Origin of the sequence: Dechloromonas denitrificans (assembly GCF_020510665.1) — a bacterium.
GTDB classification, from domain to species: domain Bacteria; phylum Pseudomonadota; class Gammaproteobacteria; order Burkholderiales; family Rhodocyclaceae; genus Azonexus; species Azonexus denitrificans_B.
In genome coordinates this window covers 221,700-244,527 of the sequence record NZ_CP075187.1, presented here as the reverse complement: position 1 = coordinate 244,527, position 22,828 = coordinate 221,700, and the positions used below count along the sequence as shown (strand labels likewise).

The window sequence follows — 22,828 nt, the reverse complement described above, 5'->3', positions numbered from 1 at the left end:
CGACGGCTCCCTTTTTTCGTTAAAATCAACAAATATGCTCAAAAAAATTGCCGTCGAACACCTGCGCCTCGGCATGCACCTGCAAGCTTTTTGCGGCGCCTGGCTGGATCATCCGTTCTGGCGGACCCAGTTCGTCCTGTCAGACCCGAACGACATCAGCCTGATTCTCGAAAGCCCAATCCGGGAAGTCTGGATCGACGTTTCAAGAGGACTCGATCTGGCCAGCGGAGAGGCAGTGACCGAAGCCGAGATGATTCTGGTTGAAGAAATACCGCCAGCGCCCCCCGCCATTCAGGAAAAAACCTCGTTTGGCGACGAAGTGAAGCGCGCGGCAAAAATATGCGCCAAAGGCAAGGAAGCCGTCGTTTCGATGTTTCAGGAAGCGCGCATGGGGAAAGCCATTGAGGCAGAAGCGGCGGCTCCGCTGGTCGAGGAAATCTCGAATTCCGTCTTGCGCAACCCTGGCGCGCTGATCAGTCTCGCACGCCTGAAAACAGCCGACGATTACACCTTCATGCACTCTGTCGCGGTTTGCGCCCTGATGATTGCGCTAGCCCGCCAACTGGGGCTTGATGAGCAACAAACCCGCGACGCCGGAATGGCCGGCCTGCTGCATGATCTTGGCAAGGCCATGATCCCGATGGAAATCCTCAATAAACCGGGGAAATTGACCGACGAGGAGTTCGCCATCGTCAAGGCGCACCCCGCCGAAGGCTACAAGCTGTTGCTCTCCGGCAACGGAGTCAGCCAGATGACGCTGGATGTCTGCCTGCACCATCACGAAAAAGTCGATGGCAGCGGCTATCCCGAAGGACTGAACAGCGAAAGCATGAGCCTGTTTGCCAAAATGGGGGCCGTCTGCGATGTCTATGATGCCGTCACCTCGAACCGCCCTTACAAGGCCGGCTGGGACCCGGCCGAGTCGATCAAGCGAATGGCCGAATGGAAAGACCATTTCGATCCGGTCATTTTTCAGGCTTTCGTCAAGAGTCTCGGCATCTACCCGGTGGGTTCATTCGTTCGCCTGGAGTCGGGCAAGCTAGGCGTCGTCACCGAGCAAGGCGAGCAATCCTTGCTCAAACCGAAAGTCAAAGTTTTTTTCTCGACCAAGTCGCAAGCCTACATCAACCCTGAAACCATTGATCTGGCGCGTAGCGCCGAGAAAATTGCCGGCCGTGAAGATGCCGCAAAATGGGGCATCAAGGATATCGATCGCTACTGGGCCGGCGACAAAGTTTAAAACCGGTTTATAATCCGCAACCTACCGAGGGGCGCTGCAGGAGCGCGGTGACACCATCGCTCCCAGGCTCGGTTTAAAACGGCGCTCACTGATCAACCCTGCCGGGCGCAGGGGGCCGCCGGTGAGCAACAACGCCGTTATTCCCCTCCCCGTCACAGTTATTTAGGAGCTTACTGTGGCTGAATTCAAAGACTACGTTATTGCCGATCTTTCCCTTGCCGACTGGGGTCGCAAGGAAATCCTCATTGCCGAAGGCGAAATGCCGGGCCTGATGGCCATTCGCGAAGAATTCGCGAAGACCCAGCCGCTCAAGGGCGCGCGCATCACCGGTTCGCTGCACATGACCATCCAGACCGCCGTGCTGATCGAGACGCTGACCGCGCTCGGCGCCGAAGTCCGCTGGGCTTCCTGCAACATCTTCTCGACCCAGGATCACGCTGCCGCCGCCATCGCCGCGCAGAACATCCCGGTCTTCGCCGTCAAGGGCGAAACCCTGGTCGATTACTGGGATTACACCCACCGTATCTTCGAATGGGCCGACGGTGGCTTCTCCAACATGATCCTCGACGACGGCGGCGATGCCACGCTGCTGCTGCACCTCGGCGCCCGTGCCGAGAAGGACATCTCCGTACTGGCCAAGCCGGGTTCCGAAGAAGAAACCATCCTGTTCGCCGCCATCAAGGCTAAGCTGGCCGTCGATCCAACCTGGTATTCCGTTCGTCTCGCCGCCGTCAAGGGCGTCACCGAAGAAACCACCACCGGCGTTCATCGCCTGTACCAGATGCACCAGCGCGGCGAACTCAAGTTCCCGGGCATCAACGTCAATGACTCGGTCACCAAGTCCAAGTTCGACAACCTCTACGGTTGCCGCGAATCGCTGGTCGACGGCATCAAGCGCGCCACCGACGTGATGATCGCAGGCAAGATCGCCGTCATCGCCGGCTATGGCGATGTGGGCAAGGGTTCCGCCCAGGCCATGCGCGCCCTGTCCGCTCAAGTGTGGGTTACCGAAATCGACCCGATCTGCGCCCTGCAGGCCGCGATGGAAGGCTATCGCGTCGTCACCATGGAATACGCTGCCGACAAGGCCGATATCTTCGTCACCACGACCGGCAACTTCCACGTCATCACGCATGACCATATGGCCGCGATGAAGAACAACGCCATCGTCTGCAACATCGGGCACTTCGACAACGAAATCGACGTCGCCTCGATCGAGAAGTACCAGTGGGAAGAGATCAAGCCGCAAGTCGACCACGTGATCTTCCCGGACGGCAAGCGCATCATCCTGCTCGCCAAGGGTCGTTTGGTTAACCTCGGCTGCGGCACCGGCCATCCGTCCTACGTGATGTCCTCCTCCTTCGCCAACCAGACGATCGCCCAGATCGAGCTGTGGACGGAAGCCGTCAAGGGTTCCAACAAGTACCCGGTCGGCGTCTACACGCTGCCCAAGCACCTCGACGAAAAGGTCGCCCGTCTGCAGTTGAAGACGCTGAATGCCCAGTTGTCCGAACTGACCGACGAGCAAGCTGCTTACATCAGCGTGCCGAAGGAAGGTCCGTACAAGGCTGATCACTACCGTTACTAAGATGCGCCTGCTCGCCATCTGGATCATCAACGCGCTCGCCCTGCTGGCCTTGCCGTATGTCGTGCCGTCGGTCCAGGTGGCTAGTTTTGGTACGGCGCTGATCGTCGCCCTTGTTTTAGGGCTGATCAATGCCGTACTGCGTCCCGTACTGGTTTTGCTGACCTTGCCGGTCACGCTGCTGACGCTGGGCCTGTTCATTTTCGTGATCAACGCCCTGCTCTTCCAACTGGCCGGCAACCTCGTCGATGGCTTCAATGTTGGCGGCTTCTGGCCGGCACTGTTCGGCTCGATTGCCTACAGCCTGATGTCCTGGGCGCTCAGCGCCCTGCTTTTCCGCCAAGGCAAGCGCTGAATGCCGCGCGCTGATCAACTGCTCGTCGAATCCGGCCAGGCTTCGTCCAGAACCGTTGCCCAACGCATTATTGCTGCGGGTCGCGTCAGCTGGTCAGGCGGCGTGATCAAGAAGCCGGCACTGGATTTGCCCCTTGAAACAGTGTTGACCGTAGCAAGCGACCCGGAAGACCGTTTCGTCTCGCGCGGAGGCTTGAAACTGGCCGGCGCTCTGGCGGAAAGCGGCGTCTCGGCGACCGGCAAGATCTGTCTTGATGTCGGGCAGTCGACCGGCGGCTTCACCGATTGCCTGTTGCAATCGGGTGCTACTCAGGTGGTCGGGGTCGATGTCGGCCACGGCCAACTGCATCAAAAGCTGATCGGCGACACCCGCATTAACGCCATCGAAGGCATCAACTGCCGGGCCCTGAGCGCAAGCGATCTGGGTGCCGCTTACCCAGCCCAAGGCTTCGATCTGATCGTCGGCGACGTGTCATTCATTTCGATGACGCTGATCCTGCCGCAACTCCCTGCCTTGCTGGCCGATGGCGGCGACATGCTGCTGCTGGTCAAGCCACAGTTTGAAGTCGGCCCGGGCAATGTCGGGAAAAGCGGTATCGTCCGTGACCCGTCGCTTTACCGCGAAGTCGAGAACAAACTGCGCCAATCTGCCGCCAGCCTGGGCCTCAAGGTCCGCGCCTGGCTGGACAGCCCAATTACCGGCGGTGATGGCAACCGCGAATTCTTCATCTGGTTGAACACATGAATACTGAAATTTCCATCGAATTTTTCCCGCCGCAAACGCCGGAAGGAATCGAAAAGCTGCGGTCGACCCGCGCCGAACTGGCAAAACTGAAACCCGAATTTTTCTCGGTGACCTACGGTGCCGGCGGCTCGACGCGTGAACGCACCTTCAATGTCGTCAAGGAAATCGCCGCCGAAGGCTTCGATGCTGCACCGCACCTGTCGTGCATCGGCTCGACGCGTGAAAGCATTCGCGAAATCCTCAACGAATACAAATCGGCCGGTATCAAGCGCACCGTCGCCCTGCGCGGCGACCTGCCCTCCGGCATGGCCGAAACCGGCGAATTCCGCTACGCCAACGAACTGGTCGAATTCATCCGCGCTGAAACCGGTGATCATTTCAGCATCGAAGTGGCCGCCTACCCGGAATGGCACCCGCAGGCCCGCAGCCCGAAGGACGACATGGATGCCTTCGTGCGCAAGGTCAAGGCCGGCGCCAATTCGGCGATTACCCAGTATTTCTACAATGCCGACGCCTACTTCCATTTCGTCGATGAAGCCAAGGCGAAAGGCGTCGATCTCCCGATCGTTCCCGGCATCATGCCCATCGTCGGTTTCACCAAGCTGGCGCGCTTCTCGGATGCCTGCGGCGCCGAACTGCCGCGCTGGATGCGCAAGAAATTTGAGAGCTTTGGCGATGACACCGACTCGATCCGCGCTTTCGGCCTGGATGTCGTGACCGAACTGTGCGAGCGCCTGCTCAAGGGGGGCGCACCGGGCCTGCACTTCTATTGCATGAACCAGTCAGCCTTGACCACCGAGATCATGCGAAGACTCGGCTAAGGCCAATGCCGCGGTCGACGTTAAAAAACCCGCGATTTCGCGGGTTTTTTAACGTCCGGAAAAACTCAGGCCGCTTGCGTGACAACCACGCTCTGCGCCGGCATGGGTGCCGGAAAACCAGCCTCGGCAAGCGCCTCGCGGATCACTTTATTGGTATCGAAATAAACCTGCCAATAGTGATCATTGTGGCAATAGGGACGAATGGCCAGCACCGGACCCACCAGCGTGAAATCGAGAATTTCAACATCGACTTTCGGCTCGGCCAGCACATTCGGAATGGCCGCTACTTTATCGCGCAACAAAACCATCGCCGCCCGATGATCGGCCGCTCCAGCCAACTGGCATTTCAAATCAACCCGGCGAAACGGGTTGACCGTGAAATTCTGGATCGTGTCGCTAAATACCTTGTTGTTGCCAATCACCGTCTGGACGTTATCCGGCGTATTGATCGTCGTGGCAAACAGGCCCAGCTCCATCACCGTCCCGGTGACGCCGCCGACCGTCACGAAATCACCGACTTTCATCGGGCGCAGAACGACCAGAAAGGCACCGGCCGCAAAATGCGCCAGCAAACCCGACCAGGCCATACCAATCGCTACACCAGCAGCGGCGATCAAGGCGGCAAATGTCGTGGTCTGGATACCGAAGTAGCCAAGGATACCGACCACCAGCAGTACATTCAGCGTCACCGTAATCACCGAACCGAGATAACGTAGCACGGTCGGATCGACTTTCTGGCGCTCAAGCGACGCACGAACCATGTTCAGGACAAGACCAATCAGCCAGCGACCGATCACCCAGAAAGCAATGGCAGCCAGAATTTTCAAACCAACATCGGTTGCCGTAGCGATAAAAATATCCTGATAACGTGAAACATCCTGCTCTGTCATTTTGCTTCTCCTGAAATAGGCGTTTACCGACAAAAATCGGCAAAAAGCCGGGAAATTCGATTCTATCCAGCCTTTCAACGACGGTAACGATCTGCCCCCGTGATTAAACAATTCTTCACATTGATGAAAATCCGTTGACGAATCTCCGACACCTCACTATAATTCGCGCTCCCTCGGCGGGTCGGTAGCTCAGTCGGTAGAGCAGCGGACTTTTAATCCGTTGGTCGCGAGTTCGAATCTCGCCCGACCCACCAGTCGTAAAGGTACCTTGGGGCGTTAGCTCAGTTGGTAGAGCAGCGGACTCTTAATCCGTAGGTCCACAGTTCGAATCTGTGACGCCCCACCAAGGAATTATTGCAAAAAGCCTCGGTCGCAAACCGAGGCTTTTTGCTTTATGTCTTGCATCAGCGTACCTTGCAAGTGAACTTCATCCATGTACGAGCCTTGTTTACATAAAGGATTCTGAATGCACACCACTCAAGTCTGGGAACTCCTGAAAAAACACGGGCAATTGCTCGATCTGGAAATCGCAGTTGCAACCGGCATTTCGATCGAGGATGTCCGGGCATCGCTGTCCACCCTCTCTTCGCAGGGCGACATCTCGAAATGCAGCGTGACCAGCTACGTCAAGGGCAAGCCGATCGAAGGTTTCCAGTGCCGCGTAGCCGGCTATTTCCCGAAACCGGCGCCCGGCCGCAAGCCTGCCGCAAAATAAGCCAGCCGAAACAGGCTCGTCAGAGCACTTTGGCCTTCAGCGTTTTTTTCGGATAAATATCGAAGCGACTTGAGCTCCCCTCAAGCGCATAGCCCGGTTTCGCCCCTTCAATACAAGGCGCCTTGCGCGGCCGCTTGACCACGACACGATGTGTCGCCAGGTCAAGCGCTGCCGCCAGCAACCCGGCCGCATCGTCATCATCGCCCACCAAGGGCCGGAACAGACGCATCTCTTTCTTGACCAGCGCCGTCTTTTCCCGATGGGGAAACATCGGATCAAGATAGATCACTTGCGGCAACTCGTCCTTCCACGCCAGCATTTCGGCAATCGCGTTGGCGTGCATGAGTTGCATCCGGCCGACAATCGGCCCTACCTCAGGATCGGCCGCCGCACGTCGCAGACCGTCTTCCAACAAGGCGGCAACAACAGGATGACGCTCAATCAGGGTGAGCGAACACCCCAGGCTTGCCAGCACAAAGGCATCGCGCCCCAAACCAGCCGTTGCATCCAGCACTGCCGGGCGTATGCCGGGCTGGACACCGACTGCCTTGGCGATCATTTGCCCGCTACCGCCCCCGAACAAGCGCCGATGAGCCACGGCACCTTCGACAAAATCAATGCGTAACGCCCCGGGAGCCTGGGGAGCAAGTTCAACGAATTGCAGACCACTCGCCCCGAATTGCAATGCAAATTCGGCGTCGCCCTGCACCGGCAGGGCAAGTCGCTCAGCCCAAAGCGACGCTTGCGCAGCAAATGCCGGCTCCAGCGCCTCCACACGGATCAAAGCAGACTGCGGCTCGCCACTCATGCCATCGCGCCGGTAAACAACGCAGTTAGCGGTCTTTACGACCGAATTTCTCTGCCAGCTCGTTGAGCTTTTCCGTCCGGCGCTGCTCTGCCTTGGCCGCAGCCTCGACCGCCTTGCGCTGCTCGACCTGCTTCTTGAAGCGTTCACGCAACAGTTCGGAAGCGTGCGTACGCTGCTCTTCGCTGACCTCGCCAGCAGGCGTGCCATCCAGATTGAAGCGCTGCGTCGCCTTTTCCATTTCCTTCAGGTAGCGGGTTGCCATCGTGTGGCTACGCATCGCCAGGCGCAGGGCTTTCTTTTCCAGCGTCGGCTGATCTGCCAGCACCTGACGGTCAATGCCGATCGCCAACGGGCTGTAATTGCGAAAAACGTCGTAGCGCACTTGCAGTTCCTTGAGCAACGCACGTGCATCGATGGTTTTTTCAGGCGTCGCCTGGGGGGTCGTTTCAGCAGTAGTCATGTTCGGGCAGCAAATTCTGATCAAGGCGCGAAGCGTAGCACGAAGCCCGCCCCGCCCCGCTGGATAACAAGGTTTTATACAAGGTTTTTGCGGAACCAGGCCAACATGCGCAACCAGCCATCTTCCGCTTCAGCCTTGCGATAGCTCGGCCGGTAATCGGCGTGGAAGGCATGCGGCGCATTATCGTAAAGGTGAATCTGTGACGCACGTGCGACAGGACTACCTTTCTCCAACGCTTTTTCCATCTTTTCGACTGTTTCCAGCGGGATGCCGGTATCCAGCCCCCCATAAAGCCCCAGTACCGGCGCTTTCAGTTCACCAACCAGATCGGTGGGATGCGTAGGGGTAAATTCATTGACGGCGCCAACCAGACGGCCATACCAGGCAACCCCGGCCTTGACGCGGGGATTGTGCGCACTGTACAGCCAGGTAATGCGCCCTCCCCAGCAGAAACCGGTGATCGCCAGCCGGTCGGTATCCGCCCCTTGCTGCGCCGCCCAGTCAACGCAGGCATCAAGATCACTCATCACCTGCGCATCCGGCGTTTTGCCGGTGATATTGGCCATCAGTTCCGGAATGCCGGCATAACTGCGCGGATCGCCCTGACGTGCGAAAAGCTCCGGGGCAATGGCGCAGTAACCGAGCTTGGCCAGCCGCCGGCAGGTATCCTTGATGTATTCATGGACACCGAATATTTCGGAAACCACCAGTACCACCGGCGCCTTGGCAACGCCCTGCGGCGTGGCACGGTAGGCGACCATTTCGCCCCCCTTGACCGGCACCTTGACCTCACCGGCCAGCAGCCCGGCGACATCGGTGCTGATCGCGGTTTGCGCCATCACTGGCTGAACCGCCAGAGCGAACCCCGCCCCCAGGCTGGTCACGATGAAACTCCGCCGATCAAAGGACTGGGCAGGAACAAGGCTGTCGAATTCCGGGGGCGTGTCTGGCATGGATGGGCTCCTGAAAAAGCATTACATCAAAACGATGTCGTACTGCTCGGGTGAGTAGCTCGGCTCCGACTGTAGCGAAACCGGCTTTTCGATGAAGTCGGAAAGCATGGCGAGGGATTGCGATTCTTCATCCAGGAACAGGTCGACCACGGCAGGGCCGGCCAGGATGCGATATTCGCGGGCATTGAACTGACGCGCTTCGCGCAGCAGTTCGCGCAGGATTTCGTAGGCCACGGTACGCGCCGTCTTGACCTCGCCGCGCCCACCACAGGTCGGACAGGGCTGACACAACACGTGGGCCAGCGATTCGCGCGTCCGCTTGCGGGTCATTTCGACCAAACCAAGGGCCGTGAAGCCGTTGACCGTGAGACGCGTGTGATCGTGCGCCAGCGCCTTGTTGAACTCATCGAGCACGGCACGTTTGTGTTCTTCGTTTTCCATGTCGATGAAATCGACAATGATGATGCCGCCCAGATTGCGCAGGCGCAGCTGGCGGGCGATGGTCACCGCCGCTTCGAGATTGGTCTTGAAAATGGTGTCATCGAAGTTGCGCACGCCGACAAAGCCACCGGTATTGACGTCGATGGTCGTCATCGCTTCGGTCTGGTCGATGATCAGGTAGCCGCCCGATTTCAGATCGACGCGCCGGGCCAGCGCCTTCTGGATTTCCTCTTCCACCCCGTGCAGGTCGAACAGCGGTCGCTGGCCGGTGTAGTGATCGAGCAAAGGCAGCACCGCCGGCGTGTATTCCTCGGCAAAGGCGGTCAGTTTCTGGAAGTTCTCCCGCGAGTCGATGACCATGCGGCTGGTTTCCGGATTGACGAAATCGCGCAACACCCGCTGGCCGAGCGACAGCTCCTGATACAGCACGCTGGGTGGCGCCGAAGTTCTGGCCTTGTCGCGAATATCGGCCCAGGTCTTGCGCAGGTAGGCGATGTCGGTGGCGAACTCGGCATCGCAGGCATTTTCAGCCATGGTCCGGACGATGAAACCACCCGGCTCGTCAGCCGGCACCAGGCGTGTAATTCGCTCGCGCAAGGCTTCGCGCTCGGCCTCGGCCTCGATGCGCTGGGAAATCCCGATGTGCTTTTCCTGCGGCAGATAAACCAGCATCCGGCCGGCAATCGAAATCTGCGTCGACAAACGCGCGCCCTTGGTGCCGATCGGATCCTTGACGACCTGGACAACGATGCTCTGCCCATCGTGCAGGATTTTCTCGATCGGTCGTTCGGTCGTCGTCTCACGCGGCTGCCAGATATCGGCCACATGGAGGAAGGCCGTGCGATCCAGGCCGACATCGATGAATGCCGACTGCATGCCCGGCAAAATACGGCAAACCCGTCCGAGATAGACATTGCCGACCAGACCGCGGCTGGCGGTACGCTCGATATGCAGTTCCTGGACAACACCCTGTTGCATAACGGCAACGCGTGTCTCCTGCGGGGTGAAATTGATCAGTATTTCTTCGGACATACACTCTACAATTCGCGGTTTTTTCTGGATTCTACTATGCACAAGGCGCCCGAACTTCTCGCCCCAGCCGGCTCGCTCGAAATGATGCGTACCGCCTTCGATTTTGGCGCCGATGCGATCTATGCCGGCCAGCCCCGCTACAGCCTGCGCGTGCGCAACAACAGCTTCGGGACGATCGATGCGCTGAAGGAAGGGATCGATGAAGCCCACGCCCGCGGCAAGCAGTTTTTCGTCGTCAGCAACATCTTCCCGCACAACGCCAAGCTGACCACCTACCTGGCCGACATGGCACCAGTCATCGCGCTCAAGCCCGACGCACTGATCATGTCCGACCCCGGCCTCATCGACATGGTGCGCGAAGCTTGGCCGGATCAGGCAATCCACCTTTCCGTACAATCGAATACCGTGAACTGGGCCGCCGTACGTTTCTGGAAGAAGCTGGGGCTGACCCGCATCATCCTGTCGCGCGAACTGTCGCTCGAAGAAGTCGCCGAAATCCGTCAGCAATGCCCGGATATCGAACTTGAAGTCTTCGTCCATGGCGCGCTGTGCATCGCCTATTCCGGCCGCTGCCTGCTCTCCGGCTATTTCAACCACCGCGATCCGAACCAGGGCAGTTGCACCAACTCCTGCCGCTGGGATTACAAAGTCAGCACTTCCGACGGCAAGCCGGCCCAACTACTCAAGCAGGAACAGGAAATCCTGCTCGAAGAACGCCAGCGCCCCGGCGAGTTGATGCCGATCGAGGAAGACGAGCACGGCACCTACATCATGAACTCCAAGGACCTGCGGGCCATCGAGCACGTCCAGCGCCTGGTCGAGATCGGCGTCGACTCGCTGAAGATCGAAGGCCGCACCAAGAGCCCCTACTACGTCGCGCGCACCGCGCAGACCTATCGCCAGGCCATTGACGACGCTGTCGCCGGACGCCCGCTCGACCCGAACCTACTGCGCGAACTCGACGGCTTGGCCAATCGCGGCTACACCGACGGTTTCCTGCAACGCCACCACGACGCCGACTATCAAAACTATCTGCGCGGCCATTCGGAATCGGACCGCAGCCTTTATGTCGGCGATGCCGTGCAATTCGACAAGGCTCGCGGCCTGATGGAAATCGAGGTGAAAAACAAGTTCACCGTGGGAGACCGCCTCGAATGCGTGCACCCGAGCGGCAACACCAGCTGGACACTGGCACGCATGGAAAACAAGGCCGGCGAACCGGTGACGGTAGCCTCAGGCAGCGGCCACCGGGTTTGGGTCGAGTTGCCGGAAGCGCAGAACGGCGCCTTCATCGCACGCTTCGTTTAATCAATTTATCTATAAAAAACAAGGCGGTGCCGCTTGTGCACCGCAGCAATTCAGTGTAATATGCGCGCCATGAGTACGACCTCCAACCGTATGCCGCTAATCGATGCCCTCAAGGCAGTTGCGGCCCTGCTTGTCCTGTTGAACCATTTCTCGTCCTACGGCCCGCTGGCCGCCGCCGTACGCGAAGCTTTTCCGGCAACCGTCGGCTGGTTCTACGAATATGGCCGGATGGCAGTTCAGGTCTTTCTCGTCGTCGCCGGCTTCCTGGCCGCACGCGCCCTTTCCCCGGAAGGGCAGGCACTCCGCATCTCGCCATTGCCTCTGATCTGGAAGCGCTACCTGCGCCTGGTCGTCCCGTACCTCGCCGCCATCGGCCTGGCCATTGCCGCTGCAGCCATCGCCGACCAGTGGATGGACGACGAGGCCGTTCCGGCCCGCGCCACGTTCAACCAGTGGCTGGCACACGCTTTCCTGCTTCAAGGCCTGCTCGGTTTTGATGCCCTGTCAGCCGGGGTCTGGTACATCGCCATCGATTTCCAGCTCTTTGCACTGATTGCCGTTCTGCTGTGGTCCGGGCGCACCCGTCTGCTGGCACCGGCGCTGGTTCTGGGCCTGGCGACGGTGTCGCTGTTCTGGCTCAACCGCGACGCCAGCTGGGACAACTGGGCCATCTACTTCTTTGGTTCCTACGGCCTCGGCGCCGCAGCCTGGTGGGCTTCGGACCGCCGGCAAATGTCGGCCTGGCTGGGCGTCATCGCAACCATCGCCATTGCGGCACTGGTCGTCGATTTCCGCATGCGCATCGCGCTGGCCCTCGTCGTTGCCCTGACGCTCGGCTTCAGCCGCCGGACCGGCCTGCTCGAAAGCTGGCCGACGATTCGTCCGCTCGCCTTTTTGGGCCAGATTTCCTACTCCCTGTTCCTGGTCCATTTCCCGGTGCTGCTGCTGGCCAACGGCTTGTATAACAAACTGGAATTCAGCTCGACCGGCGCCGCCGTTTCGGGCCTCGTGCTGGCGTTGACCGCGAGCATCATCTCGGCCACGCTGTTTTATCGCTGGATCGAAAGCCCGGCTGCCAGCAAGCGCATTACTGCCGCACTCAGCTGGATTTTCAGCAAAGCCCTGGAAATGGCACGCAAGGTGCCGGGCCTGACGGCCCTGATCACCCTGCTCGCACGCCGCGCCTGAGGCGCGGCAAGCAACTCAGTCGGCCAGTTCGGCCCGACCACGGAAGAACTCAAGCGCCTCCGGATTGGCCAGCGCTTCGACATTCTTGACCGGCTGCTCATGCACCACATTGCGCACGGCCAGTTCGACGATCTTGCCTGACTTGGTACGCGGAATATCCGCTACCTGAACCACCTTGGCCGGTACGTGACGCGGCGTGGTGTTGGCCTTGATCTGCTGCTTGACCCGCTCGATCAGCCCGGCATCGAGCTCCAGCCCTTCCTGCAGCTTGACGAAGAGCACGACGCGCACGTCGTCGTTCTTGCCCGGTGGCCAGTCCTGGCCGATGACCAGCGATTCGAGAATTTCCGGCAACTGCTCGACCTGGCGGTAGATTTCTGCCGTACCGATCCGCACACCGCCGGGATTCAGCGTCGCATCCGAACGGCCGTAGATGATCACGCCGTCGTGCGCGGTGATTTCGGAAAAATCGCCGTGGCACCAGATGTTGTCGAAACGCTCGAAATACGCTGCGCGGTACTTGCTGCCATCCGTGTCGTTCCAGAATCCGACCGGCATCACCGGGAAGGGCTTGGCGCAGACCAGCTCGCCCTTTTCCGAACGCACCGGACGGCCGGCATCGTCGTACACATCAACCGCCATGCCCAGGCCACGACACTGGATTTCGCCGCGATAGACCGGCAACACCGGGTTGCCGAGCACGAAGCAGGAGACGATATCGGTGCCGCCGGAAATCGAGGCGAGCAGGATGTCGGCCTTGATTTCGCGATAGACCCAGTCGAAACCTTCCGGACTGAGCGGACTGCCGGTCGAGAACATGGCGCGCAAGGCCGCCAGATTGTGCGTCTTGCCCGGCGTCAGGCCTAGCTTGGCGGCGGCATCGATGAACTTGGCCGAGGTACCGAAATGCGTCATTTGCTCGGCTTCGGCATAGTCGAACAGTACCTTGCCCTTGGCGGCAAACGGCGAGCCGTCATAAAGCAGCAGCGTCGCACCGCAAGCCAGACCGGAAATCAGCCAGTTCCACATCATCCAGCCGCAAGTCGTGAAATAAAACAGACGGTCGCCCGGCCGCACATCGCTGTGCAGTTGATGTTCCTTCAGATGCTGCAGTAGCACGCCGCCGTGGCAATGAACGATGCACTTCGGCACACCGGTGGTGCCGCTGGAGAACATGATGAACAGCGGGTGATTGAACGCAACGCGATTGAAAATCACCGATTTTCCGGCGTCGACCGCAGGCAAGTCACTCCAGCACAAGGCATTGGCCATGCCCCCGATCGCCGGCTGCGTGGCCAGATACGGCACGACGACAGTCTTGAGCAGCGACGGCATGCAGGCAACGACCTCGGCGTTCTTTTCCAGGCAATCGACCGGCTTGCCGTTGTACCAGTAACCATCGACGCAGATCAGCACCTTGGGCTCGATCTGGCCAAAGCGGTCAAGCACGCCCTGCACGCCAAAATCAGGCGATGCCGACGACCAGATTGCGCCGAGCGAAGTCGCAGCCAGCATGGCGACCAGCGTTTCCGGCAGATTGGGCAGGAAACCGGCCACCCGGTCGCCCTCGCCGACCCCGGCAGAAATCAGGAATTGCTGGAAGCGGGCCACCTCGGTATAGAGCGCGGCGCGCGACAGACGGCGCTTGACCTTGTCTTCACCCCAGAAAACCAGGGCATCGCTGTCATCGCGCTTCTGCAGCAGGTTTTCGGCAAAATTCAGGCGGGCCTGCGGGAACCAGCGAGCGCCCGGCATCTTGTCGCGGTCGACCAGGATTTCACTGCCTTTTTCACCGACTGCACCGCAAAAATCCCAGATTTTCGACCAGAACGCTTCCGGCTGGTCGACCGACCATTGCCACAATTCGGCATAGGTCGCCTGGCCGGTTTCGCCCATCAGCGCGGCCATGCGCGTTGCCGAAACCTGCGCCGGCGTGGGTTGCCACAAGGGTTGGCTGTCGATCTGGTAAGTCATGTTGTCTCCTGTATTTTTTGTTCCGGGTCAGCTTGCCTGAGCGGATATTGATCAGGAAGATACCAGCAAGTGCCACGGTCGACTGTCGTCGGCCGGACACTTTCCGGCTCAGGCCCGGGGCAGCGGGATTACGGCAATGGGTGCAGAGGCACTGGCCAACAGGACGTGATCGGGGCCAAACAGGGAAGCACGGGCGTTGATCAGCCTGCGCCCGACCTTTTCCAGTTCCGCCTCGACAGTCAGCTCGCCCATGCTGGCTGCCCGGAAATAGTTGGTGGTCTGCGCAACGGTCGCCAGCGTTGCATCGGCCGGCGCTTTCGAAAAGGCAGCGAAAATCATCCCGAAATCGAGCATGGCTGAAATGATCCCGCCCTGCACCACCTGATTCCCTTGCGTCAGGCACTCCGGCGGCGTATAGCCGATCCGGACCCAGGCATCCCGCGCCGCCAGTATCCGCATGTTCAACAAAATGGCCAGCGGATTGGTCGTGACAGGCAGCCCGGTCAATTGCTCATCGATGGCGCGACGAACAATCGCCCGTTCCGGATGCTCGCTCATTGCGCTAGAAAGCCGTCCAGCATGCTGATCATCAAATCGATTTCAGCCTCGCTGACATTCAGTGCCGGCATGAAACGCAGCAGATTCGGACGCGGCGAATTGAGCAGCAAGCCCTTCGGGCTGCATGTCAGCGCCTGGCGAACAATCTCCGGGCCGCGCTCGTCAGCCAGCACCAGGGCCCGCAACAGGCCGACGCCACGTTCGCCCTTGAGGCCGTGCTTGGCCGACAAGGCCAGCAGGCGTTCGGACAGATACTGCCCGCGCGCCTCGATCCCGGCGAGGAAGCCGGGCGCCAGTAAACGTTGCATGACGGCAACGCCCACGGCGGTCATCAACGGATTTCCGTTATAGGTCCCGCCTTGGTCGCCCGGCTCGAAACAGCAGATTGCTTCACGGGCAAGCAAGGCCGCCAGCGGCACGCCGCCACCGATACCCTTGCCCAGCGTCATGATGTCCGGTTCAATCCCGGCGTGCTGGTAGGCAAACAGCTTGCCGGTACGCCCCATGCCGGTTTGTACTTCATCGACGATCAGCAGGATGCCATGCTGCGTCGTCAGTTGGCGCAAGGCGCAGAGAAATTCGATTTCAGCCGGGATCACCCCGCCCTCGCCCTGGACCGGCTCAAGCATGACAGCCACCGTGTTCGGCCCGATCAGCGCCTCGACCGAGGCCAGGTCGTTGTAGACCGCCTTCGGGAAGCCCGGCACCTGAGGCGCGTAGAGCGTGTCCCAGCCAGCCTTGCCGGAGGCCGACATGGTTGCCAGCGTACGCCCGTGAAAGGAATGGTCGAAGGTAATGATTTCGTGAGCACCACCTTTGTTGAGGCGCCCCCATTTGCGGGCCAGCTTGATGGCGCCTTCGTTGGCCTCGGCCCCGGTATTGGCAAAGAAAACGCGGTCGAAGGCCGAGTTGGCCGTCAGCAGCCCGGCCAGTTCGACCATCGGGCCGTTGTAGAAAGCCGGGCTCGGATTGATCAGTTTACCGGCCTGCTCAACCAGTGCAGCAGCAATTTCCGGCGGGCAGTGGCCCAGGGTATTCACCGCCCAACCCTGGATGAAATCCAGGTAGGCCTTGCCCTGATGGTCGTAGAGCCAGGAACCTTCACCGCGCTCGAAAACCAGGTCGGGACGGTGGGTGATGCTCATCAGGGAATCCGTTGAATACGCGCCGTACTGCATGTCTGGCTCCAGAAGTAAGTGAAAAAACGAAGTATACGTTGTGAATCAAAACAGGCTGATTACAGCGGCTGATTTTCCTGCCAGGCAGCCAGCGCCGCTTCGCCAAAAGCGACATCCTGAGCTTCGCTGCCCCCCGAAATACCAAGAGCGCCAACCCGCGCGCCCCCCAGCTTGATCGGCAAGCCACCGCCGAAACTGACGAAACGCTCACGCTGCATCAAGCCATGACGCAGCATTTCGCTGCCCTCGGCCAGCCGCTTGTCCCACTTGCCGGTCGCAAAGCCGAAGCTGACCGCCGTGTAGGCCTTGTCGAGCGCAATGTCGATGGCGTGGAACGGCGCTCCCTGCTGGCGCTTGAAGACCAGCGGATAACCGGCACGGTCGACCACCGCAACGCAGATATTGACCCCCGCCCTGGCGGCCTCGGCCAAGGCCAGGGCAGCAATTTCGTCGGCTGCGCCGAGATCGAGGGAAGCAATCATTTCAATGGCCATCCTGGGCTCCTTGATGGGCCGCAGCAATCTGGACCTGCAGACGCTGCCGGCGGGTAAACAGGAAAACGACAAACAATAACAGCACGCAGCCTTCAGCCAGCAGGGTATGCCCGGCGCCAAAACCGGCCGCAACAAAACCGGCCAGCAAACCGCCCAGGGCATCGAAGCCAAAACGGGCGGAGGTGAAGAAAGAAACGATGCGTCCGCGCAAGGCTTCCGGCGCAGTGCTTTGCAGCACCATGTTGATGCCGACATTGCACACCGAAATGCCGAAACCGATCCCCACCATGCCCCCCAGCGCGAGCGGCAGCCAGGTTGTTGTTGCGAAGACAAGCAGTGAGACGGCACTGATCAGCACGCCGGCAACCACGGCTGACACGATGGCCGGCGCCGACCTGCGGGTCGCCAGGAAAATCGTTGATGCAAAGGCACCGCACCCGGCTGCGCCCCACAACCAGCCGAGCGTCGTGGCATCGCCGGCAAACACATCACGGGCGAAAACCGGCAACAGCACGGCGTAGGCCGAGGCGGTCAGATTCAAGGCGATCAGGGTGAGGATCAGCATGCGGACCACCCAGGTGCGCCAGGCAAACATGACGCCTTCCTTGAAAACCTCGCCGACCGACCCCTTGGCACGCAAGGGCGGCTGGCTGCGAACGCACAGGATGGCAGCGATCAATGCCATGAAGGAAAAAGCATTGATCGCGAAGCAAAACGCCTCCGACGTCAGGCCAAGCAATAGCCCGGCAATCGGCGGACCAATAAAACGCCCCGCGTTGAACAGCATGGCATTCAGCGCCAGCGCGTTGGGCAGATCATCCCGACTACCGACAAAGCTGCCGATCAGCGATTGGCGCAAGGGCGCATCGAAGCTGCTCAGGACACCGAGGATCAACGCCATGCAAATGATGAATCCGGGACTGATCCAGTCCAGCCAGCACAAACCGGCCAGCACGAATGCCTGTACGGCCATCAGCGACTGGACGCCGACCAGCCATTTTTTCTTGTCGTGCTTGTCGATCCATGCGCCAGCCAGCGGGCCGACCAGCAACTGCGGAATCAGGCCGCAGAAAGCTGTGATACCGAGCAGTGCCGCCGACCCGGTCAATCGGTAGACCAGCCAGGCGAGCGCCACCTGCTGAATCCATGAACCGAGGATGGAAATCGCCTGCCCGGCAAAATAGAGCCGGAAGTTGCGATGGGCCAGCGCCCGCATGCCGGCCGGCAACGCCATTCTAGAGACCTGCCAGCATGGCAACGCAAAGTGCGCTGCCCAGCAGATACGTCCCAAGCGCACCGATAAAACGGGCCGGATTGGGCCGCCCCATGCTGGGCCAGGCCACCAGGCCGATGACCAGCAGGAAGCGGCAGAGCGTGACCGCGATGATCAGATTGATGACCAGCGCTGAGGGCCCGCGCCAGCCGAAATAGAGAAAAAGCACGGCCAGGAACGGGGCAAACTCCGCCGTATTGGCATGCGCCCGGATCAGCTTGTTCAGTGTCGAATTGCGATCCTCCGACGGACCGGCACCGATGCCGCTGCGAAAACGCATGATCGAGACAGCCAGACCCAGCAGGAACAACAAGGCGCCGAGGGCGGCAGTACAAAATACAACAACAGAGTTCATGGCATGGCCTGAATGGAAAAAGGGGCGACAGTGCCGACGCACTGTCGATTTCACTAATATATTAACGTGAATCAACCCCTCTCGTCTGCCCCAGTGACTTGCCAGGCAACCGTTGGTCAGATCAGTTCCGGTAGGAGGGATCGATCCGGTCGATGATCCGGGTCAGCGCGGCCAACGCATCTTCGCCGGCGCCGTATTTGGGATCGAAGTTCAGCGAATCGGCAACGCATTTCTTGAGTACCGGCTCGGGAATATCGACCACGGCGCCCATCGACTGCGAGGCAAGCTGGATTTCACAGGCCCGATTGACCAGCCACATCAGTGAAAAAGCCTGCGCCAGCGTTGAACCGATCACCACCGGACCGTGGTTGCGCAGCATCAGCACTGGCTTGTCGCCGGCACTGGCCAGGATACGTTCGCCTTCATCGAGATGGACGGTAATTCCCTCGAACTCATGCCAGGCAATTTTCCCGTACAGCTGTGCGGCGTAAAAATTGCTGTACGACAAACCATCCTTCAGGCAGCAGACCGCCTGCGTCGCCGTCGTGTGCACATGCATCACGCAATGACCTTCCGCCACCTTGTCGTGGATGGCCGAATGGAAGGTGAAACCGGCCGGATTGATCGGCCAGTCCGAGTGACCGATGATGTTTCCCTTGATATCGACCTTGACCAGATTGGAGGCGCAGACATCCTTGTAATGCAGGCCGAACGGGTTGATCAGAAAATGCTTGTCCGGCCCCGGCACACGCAGCGAGATATGGTTGTAGATCAGCTCGTCCCAGCCGAGATAGGCAAAAATGCGATAGACGCAGGCCAGCTTGACGCGGGCATTCCACTCTTCCTGGCTGAAACGCTGGGGATGATCGTAGTACTTGCTCATGGTTTTGCTCCTCTGTATCTCTGTGATGAACGGCTTCAGTTCGACTGCTTGCGGGCGGCGGCACGCGCCGCGGCGACTAGGGCTTCGCCATTGATGCCTTTGCTCTTGGCGTCGGCCAGCCATTCCTTCTCAACCACTTCGGCCTGCTTCAGGATGGCGTCGTATTTCGCACCGGATACCACGGTCAACGTGTGTCCGGGGGCCGATTTGATCTTGTTGCGGGCAGCAATCGATGCCTCATCCCACGCCTTGCCGTAACGCTCGACCAGTTGCGCACCTGAAGTCTTGTCGATGATGGCCTTGAGGTCGGCCGGCAGGGCTTCGTACTTCTGCTTGTTCATCAGCAAGACCAGCACGGTAGCGCCCATCACCGGGCGGTCGGCGGGCGTCTCGAAATGGAACTTGGTGACCTCATCGAGCTTGGTCGGCAACATCACCTCCCAGACGGCCGAAGCGCCATCCACGACCCCTTTGGCAATGGCTTCGGTCACCTGAGCCGGCGGCATGGCCACCGGCGTTGCTCCCAATGCCGTCAGGGTCCGGGCAATCGTCCGGTTCGGCGAACGCAACTTGACGCCCTTGAAATCCTCCACCGTGGCCAGCGCCTTGCTGGCCGTATGGATATTCATGCCGCCATCGCCATGCATGGCCAGGACCTTGTAATCCTTGTATTCATCCTTCAGGTGCTGTCCGAAAAAATCCCAGATGGCGCGCCCGCCGGCCAGTCCGCCGAGGGGCAGCACACCGGGCAGTTCGAGGGCTTCGGTTTTCGGGAAACGTCCGGTCGAATAGCCCGGCGCCGTCCAGGCAATGTCGGCCACGCCGTTCTTGACCTGATCGGCCAGCTGGGCAGGCGTACCGCCGAGTTGCATCGACGGGTAGAACTGGCATTTGATGCGGCCGCTCGATAGCTGTCCCATTTCGTCGCACCACGGCTGCAGCACGATTTTCTGGGTCGAAGCGACGGCCGGCAGAAAATGGGCAATCCGGAACGTAACGTCCTGGGCGTGAGCGCTCTGGGCGGCCGCCAGGGTCGCAGCAGCGACAAGCAGGCGGCGGGATAATGAAATTCTCATGGGGTGTCTCCTTATGTTGTTTGCACGATGGGCTGCAAGCCCACCGGCACATCATAGGAAGACGCCCAACCGGTAACTATCCGGATCCGGCAGCGCTTATCCGCATCCGGCGGATTTTGTCTCAGCCACCCCGACGCAGGGTTTCCGAGGGAGATTCACCGAAGGAACGACGATAATCGGCTGAAAATCGCCCCAGATGATTGAAGCCCCAGGCCAGGGCGATGCCGGAAATACCACCGGGCTGCGCCCCACCCTGCAAATCGCTGCGCACACCGGCCATACGCACCTGGCGCAGGAAATTCATCGGCGTCGTTCCACGTGCCTTGTGAAAGCCGTCGCACAGGGTTCTGATGCTGCAACCGACAGCCTCGGCAATCCGCTCCAGGCTCAGGGTTTCGCGGGCATGCGCCCGGATATAATCTTCGGCCCGTTTGACATGACGTGGCGCGAGACTGCCTGTAGCGTGGCGCAAGTCGTCGCTGTACGAGTGTTCGTGTTCAAGCAGCAGATGCAGCAGTACCGCTTCTTCGAGATTGTGGATGATCGGCCCGGCATTCGCCGGCAGCGGCATCCCGACATAGCCGAGCAACATCTGCAGCAAACCGATCCAGCGGCGTTCAACCTGACCGTTGTTGGAACCAAACGGCGAGAAACACAATGGCTGGTCCAGCGGGCGGTCCAGCAAGGCCGCACATTTGGCATCAAGCGCCGCCTGCTCGACGCGCACATTGCAACGCTCGCTATCGGCACTGAAACGCTTGCTGACCAGTTGACCTGCCGAATCGACCACCACGAAACCGCGACCACCATCCGCCGTCCCGGCCCGCGTCGTTACCCGTGAATTGCCGCTGATCTGGGTCGTCACCAGGACAAAAGGGCGATCGCCGGACTGCTCGATTTCAATTTCAGTACCGAATGACAGCGTCGCCAGGCCGAGGCAGCCGATCTTCGAAGTCCGCAGCCGCATCCTGAAATCCTGCGGGCACCCGGCCAGACGCAATCGATTGCTGTTGTAGACGTCGGAGAGCCGATTCGAGGCTTCATCGACATCAAGACTGAACAGCGTCGCATCAGGATGGCCCAGCGCATGTTCGGCACGCACGCCGAGATATCGGGTTTCGTTGGTCAGAGGGGTATCAACGTCCCGGGATAAACCAGCCTTCATGTCGTCCCTCCGTGCCATTCCAGACTATTGGCGACGTTCGCCGTACCTTCGGAAGACCAGCCAGCCGAGCAGCGCAAAGCCCGACACCACGACGATGACCCAGGCCATGCCCCGGCCGTCCGGGCTGTGAACATAGCTGACCGTTGCGCTGGCCAGCATGCCGAGACCGAACTGGCTGGCCCCGAACAGCGCGGCAGCCGCACCGGCGTTCTGCGGATAACGCGCCATCAACAAGCCGACACAATTGGCCCCCAGCAAACCGGTCATGCTGACCACGACAAACAGACCGAGAATCACCGCCGGCAAGGCCCCCTCAAATCCCGTCGCCGCCCATAACAGCAGCGCCCCGGCAAAACCCAGGCTACAGCCGACACCGGCCATCAGCGCCGGCCCCCGGCGCTTGACCAGGCGGCTATTGACGAAATTGGCGGCAAAAATGCCGACCGCATTGCTCGCAAAAAGCACGCTGTAGGCGAAGGGCGAAAAACCGTGCAGTTCGATGAAATAAAACGGGCTGGCCGTAATGTAGGCAAACATCGCGGCGAAGGACATGCCGCCGGCCAACAACAGACCCAGCGCCACAGGATCGATCAGAAAACTGCCGTAGATGGCAAAAGCACGGCCCAGCGGCAGTTGACCGCGCCGTTCGGGCGGCAGGGTTTCCGGTAACTGGAACCAGACAACCACCAGGCTGAGCACGCCCCACAGCACGACGGCAGCGAAGGTGCCGCGCCAGCCGAACTGGACGAGCAGCAGGCTGCCGAGCAGCGGTGCCAGCAGCGGCGCAATCGCCGTCACCATGGCCATCAGGGAAAGCTTGCGGATCGCCTCGGTCGGGGCATAAACATCGCGCACCACGGCCCGCGCCAGCACCGAGGCCGCGCCGCCGCCCAGCGCCTGGACGAAGCGCGCGACGATCAACTGCTCGACCGCCGTCGCCAGCATGCAAGCCAGGCTGGCCGCGGCAAACAGCGCGATGCCGGAGAGCATCACCGTGCGCCGGCCGTAACGGTCGGAAATCGGCCCATAGAACAGCATGCCCAGCGAAAAGCCGGCGAGGAAAACGGTAATCGACAACTGCACGGCTTCGGCCGAGGCCACCAGGTTGCTGGCAATAGCCGGCAAAGCCGGCAGGTAAAGGTCGATGGCCAGCGGCCCGAAAGCGACCAGCGCACCGAGCAACAAAATAAAACGGCCCTCGCGGGCCGGATCGATAGCGGAAGGGTTCATGGTTCGAAAATCAGTGAAACAGGACGAAGCCTACCGGAAAGCGCGGAATCTGCCCAAATTCGCCGGTCGACCGTCGGATACGGTCGACGCGGGAAAAGAGGC

General features: G+C 60.2%; 23 protein-coding genes, 2 tRNA genes and 1 riboswitch. Of the genes, 10 read left to right on the top strand and 15 right to left on the bottom strand.

Annotation, left to right across the window (positions count from 1 at the left end):
- The first annotated feature begins 34 nt into the window (after positions 1 to 34).
- From KI614_RS01185 to metF, 5 genes are all read left to right on the top strand, one after another.
- Positions 35 to 1,240: an HD-GYP domain-containing protein gene (locus tag KI614_RS01185; RefSeq protein WP_226407321.1), complete on the top strand. Its 1,206-nt coding sequence runs from the start codon at positions 35 to 37 to the stop codon at positions 1,238 to 1,240.
- A 20-nt stretch (positions 1,241 to 1,260) separates the two neighbouring features.
- Positions 1,261 to 1,334: riboswitch (S-adenosyl-L-homocysteine riboswitch) on the top strand.
- An 81-nt stretch (positions 1,335 to 1,415) separates the two neighbouring features.
- Positions 1,416 to 2,828, top strand: a complete 1,413-nt coding sequence (gene ahcY / locus KI614_RS01180) for an adenosylhomocysteinase (RefSeq protein WP_226407320.1) — start codon at positions 1,416 to 1,418, stop codon at positions 2,826 to 2,828.
- Position 2,829: 1 nt separating this feature from the next.
- Positions 2,830 to 3,180 (top strand): phage holin family protein, encoded by a 351-nt coding sequence (locus tag KI614_RS01175; RefSeq protein WP_226407318.1) that lies wholly within the window; start codon positions 2,830 to 2,832, stop codon positions 3,178 to 3,180.
- Positions 3,181 to 3,924 carry a TlyA family RNA methyltransferase gene (locus tag KI614_RS01170; RefSeq protein WP_226407316.1) on the top strand — a complete coding sequence of 248 codons (744 nt, stop codon included), beginning with the start codon at positions 3,181 to 3,183 and terminating at the stop codon, positions 3,922 to 3,924.
- Entirely contained in the window at positions 3,921 to 4,745 is an 825-nt protein-coding gene (gene metF, locus KI614_RS01165; RefSeq protein WP_226407314.1) for a methylenetetrahydrofolate reductase [NAD(P)H], read from the top strand. The genes KI614_RS01170 and metF overlap by 4 nt, the downstream gene beginning before the upstream one ends.
- Positions 4,746 to 4,810: 65 nt before the next feature.
- On the opposite strand, the gene KI614_RS01160 is transcribed toward metF, so the two are convergent.
- Positions 4,811 to 5,635, bottom strand: a complete 825-nt coding sequence (locus tag KI614_RS01160; RefSeq protein ID WP_226407312.1) for a mechanosensitive ion channel family protein — start codon at positions 5,633 to 5,635, stop codon at positions 4,811 to 4,813.
- Positions 5,636 to 5,813: 178 nt separating this feature from the next.
- Between KI614_RS01160 and KI614_RS01155 the strand changes: the two genes are divergently transcribed.
- The 3 genes from KI614_RS01155 (at position 5,814) to KI614_RS01145 (ending at position 6,350) form a co-directional block, all read left to right on the top strand.
- Positions 5,814 to 5,889 (top strand) — tRNA-Lys (locus tag KI614_RS01155).
- Positions 5,890 to 5,905: 16 nt separating this feature from the next.
- Positions 5,906 to 5,981: transfer RNA gene (locus KI614_RS01150), tRNA-Lys, on the top strand.
- Positions 5,982 to 6,101: 120 nt separating this feature from the next.
- Positions 6,102 to 6,350 (top strand): transcriptional regulator, encoded by a 249-nt coding sequence (locus KI614_RS01145; RefSeq protein ID WP_203468317.1) that lies wholly within the window; start codon positions 6,102 to 6,104, stop codon positions 6,348 to 6,350.
- 19 nt (positions 6,351 to 6,369) lie between these two features.
- On the opposite strand, the gene KI614_RS01140 is transcribed toward KI614_RS01145, so the two are convergent.
- The 4 genes from KI614_RS01140 to rng all read right to left on the bottom strand — a co-directional run bounded on the left by KI614_RS01140 (position 6,370) and on the right by rng (position 10,044).
- A complete protein-coding gene (locus KI614_RS01140; protein ID WP_226407310.1) occupies positions 6,370 to 7,158 on the bottom strand; it encodes a class I SAM-dependent methyltransferase in 789 nt (262 codons plus the stop codon).
- Positions 7,159 to 7,183: 25 nt separating this feature from the next.
- Positions 7,184 to 7,618 (bottom strand): ProQ/FINO family protein, encoded by a 435-nt coding sequence (locus KI614_RS01135; RefSeq protein WP_203468315.1) that lies wholly within the window; start codon positions 7,616 to 7,618, stop codon positions 7,184 to 7,186.
- Positions 7,619 to 7,692: 74 nt separating this feature from the next.
- Positions 7,693 to 8,571 (bottom strand): dienelactone hydrolase family protein, encoded by an 879-nt coding sequence (locus tag KI614_RS01130; RefSeq protein WP_226407308.1) that lies wholly within the window; start codon positions 8,569 to 8,571, stop codon positions 7,693 to 7,695.
- Positions 8,572 to 8,592: 21 nt separating this feature from the next.
- Entirely contained in the window at positions 8,593 to 10,044 is a 1,452-nt protein-coding gene (gene rng, locus KI614_RS01125) for a ribonuclease G (RefSeq protein WP_203468285.1), read from the bottom strand.
- Positions 10,045 to 10,080: 36 nt separating this feature from the next.
- Here rng and yegQ point away from each other — a divergent pair, with 36 nt between their 5' ends.
- Complete coding sequence (yegQ, locus tag KI614_RS01120) at positions 10,081 to 11,352, top strand: tRNA 5-hydroxyuridine modification protein YegQ (RefSeq protein ID WP_226407306.1); 1,272 nt, start codon at positions 10,081 to 10,083, stop codon at positions 11,350 to 11,352.
- 69 nt (positions 11,353 to 11,421) lie between these two features.
- Positions 11,422 to 12,540: an acyltransferase family protein gene (locus tag KI614_RS01115; RefSeq protein ID WP_226407304.1), complete on the top strand. Its 1,119-nt coding sequence runs from the start codon at positions 11,422 to 11,424 to the stop codon at positions 12,538 to 12,540.
- Positions 12,541 to 12,555: 15 nt separating this feature from the next.
- Here KI614_RS01115 and KI614_RS01110 read toward each other — a convergent pair whose 3' ends face one another.
- The 10 genes from KI614_RS01110 to KI614_RS01065 all read right to left on the bottom strand — a co-directional run bounded on the left by KI614_RS01110 (position 12,556) and on the right by KI614_RS01065 (position 22,726).
- Complete coding sequence (locus KI614_RS01110) at positions 12,556 to 14,514, bottom strand: acetoacetate--CoA ligase (protein ID WP_226407302.1); 1,959 nt, start codon at positions 14,512 to 14,514, stop codon at positions 12,556 to 12,558.
- Between the two features lie 108 nt (positions 14,515 to 14,622).
- On the bottom strand, positions 14,623 to 15,072 hold the full coding sequence (locus KI614_RS01105) for a PaaI family thioesterase (protein ID WP_226407300.1): 450 nt from the start codon (positions 15,070 to 15,072) through the stop codon (positions 14,623 to 14,625).
- A complete protein-coding gene (locus KI614_RS01100) occupies positions 15,069 to 16,217 on the bottom strand; it encodes an acetylornithine transaminase (RefSeq protein ID WP_413464167.1) in 1,149 nt (382 codons plus the stop codon). Before KI614_RS01100 ends, KI614_RS01105 begins: the two co-directional genes overlap by 4 nt.
- Before the next feature lie 92 nt (positions 16,218 to 16,309).
- Positions 16,310 to 16,744, bottom strand: a complete 435-nt coding sequence (locus tag KI614_RS01095; RefSeq protein WP_203468279.1) for a GlcG/HbpS family heme-binding protein — start codon at positions 16,742 to 16,744, stop codon at positions 16,310 to 16,312.
- Positions 16,734 to 17,978, bottom strand: a complete 1,245-nt coding sequence (locus KI614_RS01090) for an MFS transporter (RefSeq protein WP_226407297.1) — start codon at positions 17,976 to 17,978, stop codon at positions 16,734 to 16,736. Before KI614_RS01090 ends, KI614_RS01095 begins: the two co-directional genes overlap by 11 nt.
- 1 nt (position 17,979) lies before the next feature.
- Positions 17,980 to 18,372: an MAPEG family protein gene (locus KI614_RS01085; RefSeq protein ID WP_226407296.1), complete on the bottom strand. Its 393-nt coding sequence runs from the start codon at positions 18,370 to 18,372 to the stop codon at positions 17,980 to 17,982.
- 121 nt (positions 18,373 to 18,493) lie between these two features.
- Positions 18,494 to 19,255: a class II aldolase/adducin family protein gene (locus KI614_RS01080; RefSeq protein ID WP_226407295.1), complete on the bottom strand. Its 762-nt coding sequence runs from the start codon at positions 19,253 to 19,255 to the stop codon at positions 18,494 to 18,496.
- Between the two features lie 35 nt (positions 19,256 to 19,290).
- Positions 19,291 to 20,331 carry a TRAP transporter substrate-binding protein gene (locus KI614_RS01075; RefSeq protein WP_226407294.1) on the bottom strand — a complete coding sequence of 347 codons (1,041 nt, stop codon included), beginning with the start codon at positions 20,329 to 20,331 and terminating at the stop codon, positions 19,291 to 19,293.
- A 121-nt stretch (positions 20,332 to 20,452) separates the two neighbouring features.
- A complete protein-coding gene (locus KI614_RS01070) occupies positions 20,453 to 21,496 on the bottom strand; it encodes an AraC family transcriptional regulator (protein WP_226407293.1) in 1,044 nt (347 codons plus the stop codon).
- Between the two features lie 24 nt (positions 21,497 to 21,520).
- On the bottom strand, positions 21,521 to 22,726 hold the full coding sequence (locus KI614_RS01065) for a Bcr/CflA family multidrug efflux MFS transporter (RefSeq protein WP_226407292.1): 1,206 nt from the start codon (positions 22,724 to 22,726) through the stop codon (positions 21,521 to 21,523).
- Between the last annotated feature and the right edge of the window lie 102 nt (positions 22,727 to 22,828).

Coding starts and splice junctions, on each gene's coding strand:
- KI614_RS01185 (WP_226407321.1), top strand. CDS start 35: ATGCTCAAAAAAATTGCCGTCGAACACCTGCGCCTCGGCATGCACCTG.
- KI614_RS01140 (WP_226407310.1), bottom strand. CDS start 7,158: ATGAGTGGCGAGCCGCAGTCTGCTTTGATCCGTGTGGAGGCGCTGGAG.
- KI614_RS01145 (WP_203468317.1), top strand. CDS start 6,102: ATGCACACCACTCAAGTCTGGGAACTCCTGAAAAAACACGGGCAATTG.
- KI614_RS01110 (WP_226407302.1), bottom strand. CDS start 14,514: ATGACTTACCAGATCGACAGCCAACCCTTGTGGCAACCCACGCCGGCG.
- yegQ (WP_226407306.1), top strand. CDS start 10,081: ATGCACAAGGCGCCCGAACTTCTCGCCCCAGCCGGCTCGCTCGAAATG.
- rng (WP_203468285.1), bottom strand. CDS start 10,044: ATGTCCGAAGAAATACTGATCAATTTCACCCCGCAGGAGACACGCGTT.
- KI614_RS01070 (WP_226407293.1), bottom strand. CDS start 21,496: ATGAAGGCTGGTTTATCCCGGGACGTTGATACCCCTCTGACCAACGAA.
- KI614_RS01075 (WP_226407294.1), bottom strand. CDS start 20,331: ATGAGAATTTCATTATCCCGCCGCCTGCTTGTCGCTGCTGCGACCCTG.
- metF (WP_226407314.1), top strand. CDS start 3,921: ATGAATACTGAAATTTCCATCGAATTTTTCCCGCCGCAAACGCCGGAA.
- KI614_RS01090 (WP_226407297.1), bottom strand. CDS start 17,978: ATGGCGTTGCCGGCCGGCATGCGGGCGCTGGCCCATCGCAACTTCCGG.
- KI614_RS01135 (WP_203468315.1), bottom strand. CDS start 7,618: ATGACTACTGCTGAAACGACCCCCCAGGCGACGCCTGAAAAAACCATC.
- KI614_RS01175 (WP_226407318.1), top strand. CDS start 2,830: ATGCGCCTGCTCGCCATCTGGATCATCAACGCGCTCGCCCTGCTGGCC.
- KI614_RS01115 (WP_226407304.1), top strand. CDS start 11,422: ATGAGTACGACCTCCAACCGTATGCCGCTAATCGATGCCCTCAAGGCA.
- KI614_RS01160 (WP_226407312.1), bottom strand. CDS start 5,635: ATGACAGAGCAGGATGTTTCACGTTATCAGGATATTTTTATCGCTACG.
- KI614_RS01080 (WP_226407295.1), bottom strand. CDS start 19,255: ATGAGCAAGTACTACGATCATCCCCAGCGTTTCAGCCAGGAAGAGTGG.
- KI614_RS01170 (WP_226407316.1), top strand. CDS start 3,181: ATGCCGCGCGCTGATCAACTGCTCGTCGAATCCGGCCAGGCTTCGTCC.
- KI614_RS01100 (WP_413464167.1), bottom strand. CDS start 16,217: ATGAGCATCACCCACCGTCCCGACCTGGTTTTCGAGCGCGGTGAAGGT.
- KI614_RS01065 (WP_226407292.1), bottom strand. CDS start 22,726: ATGAACCCTTCCGCTATCGATCCGGCCCGCGAGGGCCGTTTTATTTTG.
- KI614_RS01105 (WP_226407300.1), bottom strand. CDS start 15,072: ATGAGCGAGCATCCGGAACGGGCGATTGTTCGTCGCGCCATCGATGAG.
- KI614_RS01095 (WP_203468279.1), bottom strand. CDS start 16,744: ATGGCCATTGAAATGATTGCTTCCCTCGATCTCGGCGCAGCCGACGAA.
- KI614_RS01085 (WP_226407296.1), bottom strand. CDS start 18,372: ATGAACTCTGTTGTTGTATTTTGTACTGCCGCCCTCGGCGCCTTGTTG.
- KI614_RS01130 (WP_226407308.1), bottom strand. CDS start 8,571: ATGCCAGACACGCCCCCGGAATTCGACAGCCTTGTTCCTGCCCAGTCC.